This is a genomic window from Cupriavidus campinensis, assembly GCF_905397395.1.
In the GTDB taxonomy this organism is placed as follows: domain Bacteria; phylum Pseudomonadota; class Gammaproteobacteria; order Burkholderiales; family Burkholderiaceae; genus Cupriavidus; species Cupriavidus campinensis.
Window position 1 is genome coordinate 1 of sequence record NZ_CAJPVH010000100.1, and the last position, 10,429, is coordinate 10,429.

Annotated in this window: 4 protein-coding genes and 1 other RNA gene; 1 reads left to right on the forward strand and 4 read right to left on the reverse strand. The window is 70.0% G+C overall.

What is annotated here, in order from left to right:
• Together KHO18_RS27310 and KHO18_RS27315 are read right to left on the reverse strand one after the other, a co-directional pair.
• Nucleotides 1–1,167: DNA polymerase III subunit gamma/tau (locus KHO18_RS27310; RefSeq protein WP_211944237.1), on the reverse strand; the 1,167-nt coding region annotated here is incomplete at its 3' end.
• Between the two features lie 42 nt (nt 1,168–1,209).
• Nucleotides 1,210–3,717 (reverse strand): adenosylcobalamin-dependent ribonucleoside-diphosphate reductase, encoded by a 2,508-nt coding sequence (locus KHO18_RS27315; RefSeq protein WP_211944238.1) that lies wholly within the window; start codon nt 3,715–3,717, stop codon nt 1,210–1,212.
• A gap of 154 nt (nt 3,718–3,871) precedes the next feature.
• Here KHO18_RS27315 and ffs point away from each other — a divergent pair.
• Nucleotides 3,872–3,970, forward strand: an RNA gene (gene ffs / locus KHO18_RS27320) — signal recognition particle sRNA small type.
• Nucleotides 3,971–4,106: 136 nt separating this feature from the next.
• Here ffs and KHO18_RS27325 read toward each other — a convergent pair.
• Entirely contained in the window at nt 4,107–7,664 is a 3,558-nt protein-coding gene (locus tag KHO18_RS27325) for a UvrD-helicase domain-containing protein (RefSeq protein WP_211944239.1), read from the reverse strand.
• The coding region (locus tag KHO18_RS27330; protein WP_211944240.1) for a PD-(D/E)XK nuclease family protein at nt 7,661–10,429 on the reverse strand (2,769 nt) is incomplete at its 5' end. The genes KHO18_RS27325 and KHO18_RS27330, both read right to left, overlap by 4 nt.

Below are 10,429 nucleotides of genomic sequence, written 5' to 3' on the forward strand. Positions count from 1 at the left end.
GGCAGGGCGCGGGCGGGCCGCCTGCTGCTGGCCGCCACCAACCTGCCCGCCCACGGGCGCCGGGCTGGCAGACGGCCGGAAGGCCAGCATGCGCAGCAGCGTCATGGTAAAGCCGGCGTACTCGTCCGGCGCCAGCGCCAGTTCGTTACGGCCGATATTGGCAATCTGGTAGAACAACTGCACTTCCTGGGCATCGAACACGCCGGCCAGCCGCCGTACTTCGTCAGCCTCGGGCCATTCGTCCTGCACGGACGCCGGCACGGCCTGCGCCAGCGCCACCTTGTGCAGCAACGAGCCCAGATCCTGCAGCGCGCCGGCGAACGACAGACTGCGGTCCGCCATCGCATCGGCAATCCCGAGCATGGCGGCGCCGTCCTCGGCGGCCAGCGCGTCCAGCAATTGCACGAGGTAGCTCTGGTCGATGGCGCCGAGCATGCCGCGCACGGCCTCCTCGGAGACCTGCCCGGCGCTATAGGCGATGGCCTGGTCGGTCAGCGACAGCGCGTCGCGCATCGACCCATGGGCCGCCTGGGCCAGCAGCCGCAGCGCGTTGCCGTCATGGCCGATGCCTTCCTGGGCCAGGATATGGTCCAGATGCGAGACGATATGCCCCGGCGGCATCTGTTTTAGGTTGAATTGCAGGCAGCGCGACAGCACCGTGACCGGAATCTTCTGCGGATCGGTGGTGGCAAGGATGAACTTGACGTGTCCGGGCGGCTCCTCCAGCGTCTTCAGCATCGCGTTGAAGGCGTGGTTGGTCAGCATGTGGACTTCGTCGATCATGTAGACCTTGAAGCGGCCCACCGTCGGCGCGTAGACCGCCTTGTCCAGCAGCTGCGCCATTTCGTCCACACCGCGGTTGGACGCCGCGTCCATCTCGATGTAGTCCACGAAACGGCCGCTGTCGATCTCCTGGCAGGCCTTGCACTGGCCGCACGGCTGGGCCGTGATGCCGCCCGCCCCGTCAATGCCGGTGCAGTTGAGGGCCTTGGCCAGGATCCGGGAGAGCGTGGTCTTGCCCACGCCCCGGGTGCCGGTGAACAGGTAGGCGTGATGCAGCCGCTGCTGTTCCAGCGCGTGCGTGAGCGCGCGGACCACGTGCTCCTGGCCCACCAGCGTGGTGAAATCCCGTGGGCGCCATTTGCGCGCTAGAACTTGATAACTCATGGCGGCGATTGTAGCAAAAGGCGCCGTCCTGAATGACGCCGATTAGCCGCACTCCCCCACGTAGCCACAATTGGCGCATTTGGCGCAGCCATCCACCTTGTGCAGGGCGTGGGCGCCACACTCCGGGCACGGCTTGCCGGTGCCCACGCCGGGGTTGTGGCCCGCCGGGGCCGGCCGCGCCGGGTTGCCGGCCAGCGCCAGGGCCGGCTCGCTGCCCTGCCCGGCCAGCCGGGCCGCCAGCGCCGCCACCGGCACCTGGGCGCCGTCGTCGTCCAGGAAACCGCGCTTGATCAGGATGCGCTGGAGCGCGTAGCTGATGGCCGCCACCTCGGAATCATGGAAACGCGGCACCTGGGTGCCGTCCTGGCGCACCAATGCACCATATCGGACCGTGCCCTTGTCCCAGACCACGTTGCGCATGTCCGCCAGCGCCTTGGCCACCGGGCCGCCCGAGCGCGCCACCATCGACAGCAGCCGCATGGTCGAGGTGATCCACTGCTGCCCCTCGGTGCGCTGGCCGGCCGGCATGAAGAACTCGAGCGGACGCTCCACCGTCACCGGCTTGCCATCGATCACGCCCGACACCCGCATGAAGTTCACGGTCAGGTAGACGGTCTTGTGGCCCTCGTAGGTCAGATACTCCACCTTGGAGGTCACGCCCTCCAGGTCGCCGAGCGGCCGGCTGTTGAACGGGCGCGTCAGCGGGTCGTCGTCCGGGGCGGCCGGGGTGGCCGGGGTGGCCGTGGAGGTCGGCGCCAGGGCAGCGGCGGGCGTCACCGAGAGCACGGCGCCCAGCACGCTGTTGGGCCGGTAGGTGGCCAACCCCTTCAGGCCGGCCTTCCAGGCCTCCAGGTAGAGGTTGCGGAAGGCCTCGTACGGATAGTCCTCCGGCACGTTCACGGTCTTGCTGATGCTGGTGTCGATATAGGGCTGCACCGCCTCCAGCATGCGCATATGGTCCAGCGCCGACATCTGGAGCGCGGTGACAAAGCTCTCCGGCAGCCGCTCCATATCGGCGCCCATGTGGCGATACAGCCGCCAGGCGTGGTCGGCCACCTCGAACGACCGGTAGCTGTTGTCCGGCATCCGCTTGCGGCGGTTGTAGGTCCACGAGAACGCCGGTTCGATGCCGTTCGACGCGTTATCGGCAAATGCCAGCGTGATCGTGCCCGTTGGGGCGATGGAGAGCAGGTGCGAGTTCCGCAGCCCATGCGCCCGGATGGCATCGCGCACGGCCTCGGGCAGCCGGCTCACGAAGCCGCCGGCCAGGTATTGGTTGGCGTCGAACAGCGGGAAGGCGCCCTTCTCGTCGGCCAGCTCCACCGATGCCAGGTAGGCATGGTCGCGCATGGCCTCGGCGATCCGCCCGGCCAGCTCGCGCGCGGCATCCGAGTCGTAGCGCAGGCCGAGCATCACCAGCGCGCTCCCCAGCCCCAGGAAGCCCAGGCCGATGCGGCGCTTGGCGCGCGCCTCGGCCTCCTGCTCGGGCAGCGGCCAGAACGTGACGTCCAGCACGTTGTCCAGCATGCGCGTGGACACCCGCACGACCTCGGCGAAGGCCTCGAAGTCAAACGTTGACTCGGCCGTGAACGGCTGGCGCACGAAGCCGGTCAGGTTGATCGACCCGAGGCAGCAGCAGCCATACGATGGCAGCGGCTGCTCCGCGCACGGGTTGGTCGCCTCGATGGTCTCGCAGTAATAGAGATTGTTGTCCGCGTTGATCCGCGACAGGAACAGGATGCCCGGCTCGGCGTGGTCGTACGTGGCCTGCATGACCTGATCCCAGAGCTGGCGGGCCGGCACGCGGCGGTAGACCCAGAGGCCGTCGTCGCGGCGGTAGGCGCCGGCGGCGATCATGTCCATGCCCGGCTCGGCCTCGTGGACCAGTTCCACCTCGCCATCGGCCTCCACAGCCTGCATGAAGGCATCGGTCACGCCGATCGAGATATTGAAGTTGGTGAGGTCGCCCTGGTCCTTGGCGTGGATAAAGCTCTCGATATCGGGGTGGTCGCAGCGCAGCACGCCCATCTGGGCGCCGCGCCGGGCGCCGGCGGACTCCACGGTGGCGCAGGAGGCATCGAATACCTTCATGAACGAGACCGGGCCGGACGCGCGCGAGTGCGTCGCGCGCACCAGCGCCCCGCCGGGGCGGATGGCCGAGAAGTCGTAGCCCACCCCGCCGCCGCGCCGCATGGTCTCGGCCGCCTGGGCCACCGCCGTGTAGATGCTGGGCTTGCCGTCACGCGCCTCGGAAACCGAGTCGCCCACGGGCTGGACAAAGCAGTTGATCAGCGTGGCCTGGATACCCGTGCCGGCGGCGGAATTGATCCGCCCTGCCGGCACGAAGCCGTTCTCCAGCGCCCAGAGGAAGCGCGCGGCCCACATCTCGCGCCGGTCGGCCGGCTCGACCTCGGCCAGCGCACGCGCCACGCGGGCACGCACATCGGCAATGGTGCTTTCCTCGCCCTTGGCGTACTTCTCCAGCAGCACTTCGGTGGAGATGTCCTGCGGCGCCAGCGCGCCGCGCAAGATCTGGTCGTTTGCGTTCATGTCCTGGCTCATTCAGATGGAACGATTTTTCCAGCCCGCCATGCTGCCAGCGATCCCCCGGCACACAGCCCGCGTCAGATCAAACTAGCTCGAACAAATCGCATTCCAACTAATTTCGGGACGTCGCCGGCCGGTTGCGATACAATGCCGGTCGGACGGGCCTCCTCGCATGGTGGCGCGGTCAACCTGGTCAGGTCGGGAACGAAGCAGCCACAGCCGTTTTCCATCAGTGCCGAGGGTCAGGCTCGTCCCCCATATTCTTTTGCTGCGTTCCTTCGCGGCACATCTTCGTAACCGTTCGCGTTACACGTCACACACTCCCCGCGTATTTCTGCAACGCCGTCTATTCTGCTCCCATTTTGCGATCGGGGGCATGCGCCCCCTCTCGCTCAGAATAACGATCCCTGCTGCATCGCCGGCACCGGCGCGCGCAGGCTGCCCGCGTCGATCCACTCCCCGGCCGCCGTTGCCACGCCAGCCTCGATCCGCTTGCCGGGGAACATCGGCCCCACGCCCGCCACATAGCGCGCGAGTTGGGCGCCATAGGCGGCATGTTCCTGCGGTAGCAAGCGCAGCTTGTAGTCGATCACGACCACGCGGTCGGCGAATTCCACGAGGCGGTCGATCCGCAGCAGCCGTCCGCGCGCGTCGTACAGTTCCACCTCGTTGCGCGACGATAGCGCCGCTTCGGGGAAGAACAGCGGGCGCAGCGCCGGCGCGGTCAGCATCGTGCGCACATCGGCCACGGCCGCTTCGGCCTGGGCCTGCCAGCGTTCGCGCGCCTGCGGCGCCCCGGCGCCGGCCAGCGGAAACCAGCGCATGACCGTGGGCACGTCCGGCAAGACGCCGAAGGCTTCCGGATAGCGCGTCACCCGCTCCAGCAAGGCGTGGACCAGTTCACCGTGGGCCGCTGCGGCGGCGTCGAACACCACCGCTTCTTCCTGATCTTCCTCGTCAGACTCGTCGAGTTGCGGGACTGGCGCTGCGTCGCGATAGCGCAGGCGGAAGTCCGCGTAACGCACGCGCTCGCTCACCGGCGTCAGGGCGGCGTCGCCCGGCGCGGCCTCGGTCTCCGGGTAGCCATCCACCGCCTCGCCCACGCCCGCCGCCGCCAGCCTTACGTACCAGCTACCAGCGATCTCGGCCGCCGCGCCCTCTTTCTCGGCCTTGCTCGCACGGCCCTTCACGCCGCTGACCAGCAAACCCTGCTGGGCGCGCGTCATCGCCACATAGAGCAGATTCCAGTTTTCGCGCTCGGCCAGCGCCGCCTCGGCTTCGAACAGGGGCTGGCGGGCCCGACCGCGCTCGCTGCGCTTGCCGTAGGCCGAGAAATGCCGGGGCACCGGCGACTCCGGCGGCCAGTCCACCAGAATGCCGCCACGATCCGCCGCCGGGTCACTGTGGTTCGCGTCGAGCAGCACCACGAACGGCGCCTCCAGGCCCTTCGCGGCGTGAACGGTCAGGATATGCACGGCATCAAGCTGGCTTTCGCCGCCATCTTCCGGCTCCGCCTCGCCGTCCCCCACGCCTTCACCCATGCCGCCCTCGTCGGGGCTCTCATCCTCGTCGCCGCGCCGAATCTCCTGCAATTCGTCGATGAACTTCGGCAAGCTCGGATAACGGCCGCCATCGAGGTCCAGCGACAGCTTCAGGAAGGCGTCGAGATTGGCCAGCACCTGCTCGCGGATGGCGGCCGGCGCGGCCTCGGCGTAGCGCCGGCGCACCTCGCCCGCATCATAGATATGGTCGATCAGGTCATGCACGGGCCGCTGCGGCGCCAGCGCGAGCCAGGCGCGCAGCCGAGCCACACCGCCGCGCAGCGCGTCGGTACATTCAGGCGGTACGCCCGCCGCGTGGATGCGCGCCCACCAGCCGCCCTCGCCTTCCAGGCCGGCCAGCAGCAGCAGGTCGTCGTCGGTGGCGCCCACCAGCGGGCTCTTGAGCACGTGCGCGAGGTCGAGGTCGGACTCCGGCGTCATCAGGAAGGCGAGCAGCGCGGAGATGTCGAGCGCCTCCAGCGTGGCCAGCAGGCCGCCCCGGCGCGGGCTCAGGCACGGAATGCCGGCCTCGCGCAGCGCGCGTTCGTAGTCGGCCAGATGGGTCTTGCGGCGCACCAGCAGGTGCATGTCCCGCCAGCTGGCAGGCCGCGTGGTATCGCCTTCCCGGACGGGCACGTGGTCGCGCACATGGTGCAGCCAGGCGGCCACGCGCCGGCCTTCCTCGTAGCGCAGGGAATCGCCCTGCCGTGTGCGCGGCTGGGTCAGCGTGTCGCGGTGGGTCGGGGCGTCGGACGGCGGCTCGGCTTCCAGCCCTTCATCGGCCGGTTCCTCGACCAGCGGCAGCAGCCAGACCGGCCCGCCGGGCTCGCGCAGGGCCGTGGTCTGGGTTTCATACAGCGGATAACGACCCTCGGCGCGCGCATGGTCGAACACGGCGTTGACCCAGTCCAGCACCTCGGGACGGTTGCGCCGCGTGCGATTGGTCCGCAGCACGGTGGCGCCGAAATCGGCCTGCAGCATGGCGCTCGCCGCGCCGAACAGGCGGGCGTCGGCGCGACGGAAACGGTAGATCGACTGCTTGGGATCGCCCACCAGGAACACGGTCGGCTTCTCGCCAAGGCCCTGGTAGCCGGCCAGCCAGCCTTGCAGGATCCGCCACTGGAGCGGATTGGTGTCCTGGAACTCGTCGAGCAGCAGGTGCTTGTAGCGCGCGTCCAGCCGCACCTGCAAGTAGGTGGCGGTCTCCTCGTCGGCCATCAGCCTGGCCGCCAGCCATTCGAGATCCGCGAAATCCATCGCGCGCTGGTCGTTCTTGTAGCGCTGGTAGCGCTCGAGCAAGGCATCGCCAAGCCGGTACAGCGCAAGGTTGATGGCCAGCACGGCGGCCTCGCAGCGGCGCGCGGCAATCTCGTCGAGCCGGGCGCAGTGTTCGGCATGGCGGGCTAGCAGATCGTCCACGGCGGACTCGCCGCCCGCGGCCTTGACCAGCGCCGTCGTGCGACGCATCGCCCGCGGCTCCCCCGCCGCCGTGAAGAACGCCGCGCGCAGGCTGTGGAAGGCTTGCGCGGCGGCGTCGCCGGGCGCGCGGCCCGCCTCGCGCCAGGTGCGGACGGCGGTCAGGCCGTCGATCATCCGGGCGGCATGGCCGTGCTCGGTCTTGCCGCCCTGCCCTAGCAGTTTCGCGAGGGCCGCGCAGTCGTCGAGCCATTCGTCCTCGCCGAGCGCCTCTACCAGCACGTCCGTGGTGGCATCGTCGCCGAGTTGTTCCGCGAGCATCGCCGCCGGGTCGCCGGCCTCGCGCATCGCAAACCATTCGCTGCGCGCGTGGAACATACGGTCCAGCAGGCTGCGCGCCTGGAAGTCGCCGATGGCATCGACCAGTTGTTCGTACGATGCGCGCAGTTCGGCGTATTGGGGCTGGGCCAGCGCGCGCCAGAACGGCGCCCAGGCTTCACGCTTCATGCGCAGGGCGTCTTCCCGCAGCGACGCGCCCGGCACGATGCCGGAGGCCAGGGGCGCACCGCGCAGCAGCGTGCCGAACCAGCCGTGGAAGGTGTCGATAGCCATGCGCCCGGGCGAGGCGAGCACCTTCGCGTGCAGCCCGCGCGCACGCGGCAGCGCGGCCCGGGCGGCGTCCGGGGTCAGGCCGCGCATGGTCAGCGCGCCCAGCACCTCGGCATCGGTACCGCTGGCCAGTTGCGACAGCACCTCCAGCAGGCGCTCGCGCATCTCCTCGGCGGCCTTGCGCGTGAAGGTGATGGCCAGAATCTCGTGCGGGGCGGCACCGGCCAGCAGCAAGCGCACCAGCCGCGCTACCAGCAGCCACGTCTTGCCGCTGCCGGCGCACGCCTCCACCACCACCGAGCGGGCGGGGTCGCAGGCGGCGCGCGTGAAATCGGCCTCTTCGATGGGGTGGCCATCGCGAAGGTAGGCGTGGACGTCGGTCATGACTGCAGATCAGGCAAGGCGGTGGATTCCCAGAAGCCCTTGCGGCACAGGCCCCGGGCTTCGCAATAGGTACAGGCGGCAGCGTCGCCGAAGGCCGGTAGCCGGGCACCGGCGCGCAGGCGACCCACGTCGTGGCGCAACTGGCGCTCCAGCCACGTGACGGCGGCCTGGAAGTCGGGCAACTCCACCTCGCGCTGCGCGGCAGCGGCGCTATCCTTGCCGCCGTGCTTCACGCCTTCCAGCGAGACCCAGCTTCCCGCCACCGCATCGGCGCGCAGCAGGCCGTAGAACGGTAGCTGGCAGTCTTCCTCGGCATCGCCGGCCTTGCGGCGCAGGCGGCTGGCCGGCTGGGTCTTGTAGTCGAGCACCGCGTGGGCGCCATCCGGGCCCTTGTCGAGCCGGTCGATGCGGCCCGCCAGCCGCAGCGGCAGGCCGTCCGGCATCGCCACATCCACGCTCACATCGAATTCGCCGGCGCGCCACAGCCAGCCCTCGGCCTCGCGCGCGGCCTGCCAGTCGATATAGGACGGCAGCACCTCCAGCCAGCGGCGGTAGTAGCCGATGGCGTTGCCGTCCTCGGCCATCAGCGCGCCGAACACGGTGTCGGAAATCTGGCGCAGCCGGGCCAGCCGCCGCCCGGTGTCCTGTTCGTCGGCCTCGGCGATTTCGGCATGGTATTGCAGCAGCACGCGGTGTAGCAGATTGCCGATATCGCGCTTCTCGAGGTCGTCGTTCACCGCCTCCAGCCCGGCCAGCCCGAGCATGCGCGCGGCAAAGAACTGGTACGGGCAGCGCCGCAGCATGTTGTACGCCTGCGCGCTCCAGCGAGCCGGCACGCGCTCGGGCGCGGACGGCACCGGCATATAGCCGGGCTGCGCGAAGGTGTCGTGCAGGCGCGGGGCAATGCTGGCCTCGATGGGCGCCCCGGCGCGCGCGCAGCACGCCGACAACCGCTCGATCCAGCCCGATACATGGCGCGGCTCGCCCCGGCCGCCGAAGCGCTGCCAGGTCATCACCACATCATCGTTATTCAATAGCACTTCGGCCAGATCGCGCGCCTGCTGGGCGAAGCGGGCCTCGCGGTCTTCCAGCGCCAGCTCGCGGCGCATCTGGTTCGAGAAGAACATCAGTTCGGCGGCACTGGACGGCAGTTGCGCATCGTCGCAGCCGACGATCACCACGCCGTCGAAACGCCGCATGCGCGCGCCGTTCAGCGGCAGGATGGTGATGCGGGACGAACTCTGCGCGGACGGCTCCTTGTACGCCACCGATTCGAGCAAGGCGGACAGCATCGCGCGGAATTCCTGCTGGCTCAGCGTGGCATGGGCGCCGGTCTCGTCGTCGGGCAGCTCGGCCAGCCGCGCGAGCGCGTCGAGCATCTGCCGGCCGGCATCGTCGGCGGCGAGGGGCGCGCGCATATCGAGCGCGTCCAGCGTGGCGTCGAGCCGTGCCAGCCAGACCGTCAGCGGCTTCTGCGCCAGGCCGCGCGGCCACGCGGCGGCCTCGTCGGCCAGCGTGGCGATCAACGCGCGCGCGCCGGCGCGGGTGGCTTGCTGGGCCTCGTCGGCATCCATCGTCTCGGCATCGACCAGCGTGGCGTTGGCGCGCCGCTCGGCAAACAGATGACGCAGGCGCGCCCAGCCGCCGGTAATGGCTTCGCGGCGAATCTGGCGCTCCATCAGCGCGATGGCGCCGCCGCGGTGGGCAAACCCGGGCAGGCAGAACGGGCTCTTGAGCAGGTCGAGCAGCGCGGCGGTGTCGCCATCGCGCGCCAGGACGTCGAACCAGCGCATCAGCGCCGCGGCCGCCCGGGTGGTGGAGAGCTTCCAGCCGGTTTCGTCGCGCACCGGCGCACCGGCGCGGGCCAGCAGCGCGCGGGCCCGGCGGGCCACCACGCGGTCATGCGCGACCAACGCCACGTGGCGGCGGCCTTCGTTCAGCCATTGCACGAGCTGGTCGGCAGCGGCGGTGGCCTCGTCCTCGAAGCGCGCGCTGCCGACCACACGGATGCGCGGGCGTGGTTCGGGGAGCTGGTCAGGCAACGCCATCGGCGACGGACGGGCCGGGGATTCGTCTGACTCGTCTGACTCGTCAGATTCGCCCTCCTCGGCCATGGGTTCGATGCGCCGCGCCTCGGGCCACAGTGCCAGTAGCGTGCCGTACCAGTCAGGCTTGGCCTCGGCATCGTGCGCGCCGCCGGACCAGTCGTAGCCCACTTCGAGCGTCGGCACCTGCTCGGCTGCCTGGGCCAGGAAACGGGCCTCGACGGGCTCGGGCGGCGTCGGGCCGATCCACACCACGGGGCCGGCCACCTGCTGCGCCAGCCGCTGCAAGGCGCGGCGCCGTGCCGGCAGCGGATCGTCCGGGCCGGACAGCATCTGCCAGAACGCCAGTACGATCTGTGCCTCCTGGCCGAGAAATCGTTCCGACAGGTGCGCGTAAGTGCGCTGCAACGCGCCCTGGAGCAGCGCGGCACGATCATCGCCATCGATATCGTCATCGTCGCGGACGGCGGCGTCCTCCAGCCAGCGCGCGCTCAGTTCATCGCTGATCGACAACAGCGTCTGCGCCAGGCCCCAGGCGGCGCCTTCGGTCTGGGCGCCGAACGCGCGGCGCAGCCAGTCCTGTTCGCGGATGGCCTGCTGCACCGCCAGCAGGCGCGCCGCGTGGCTGCGCACCGGCTTGGGCTCGGCCTCCAGGTCCGGCGGCAGGTCCAGCAGCCAGTGGCCCAGCGTCAGCACGCGCGGCAGCAGCCGGGGCGTGCC

What these genes read in the sequence shown, in the direction of transcription:
- KHO18_RS27315 (WP_211944238.1), bottom strand. Translation starts at nt 3,717, where the DNA reads ATGAACGCAAACGACCAGATCTTGCGCGGCGCGCTGGCGCCGCAGGAC.
- KHO18_RS27325 (WP_211944239.1), bottom strand. Translation starts at nt 7,664, where the DNA reads ATGACCGACGTCCACGCCTACCTTCGCGATGGCCACCCCATCGAAGAG.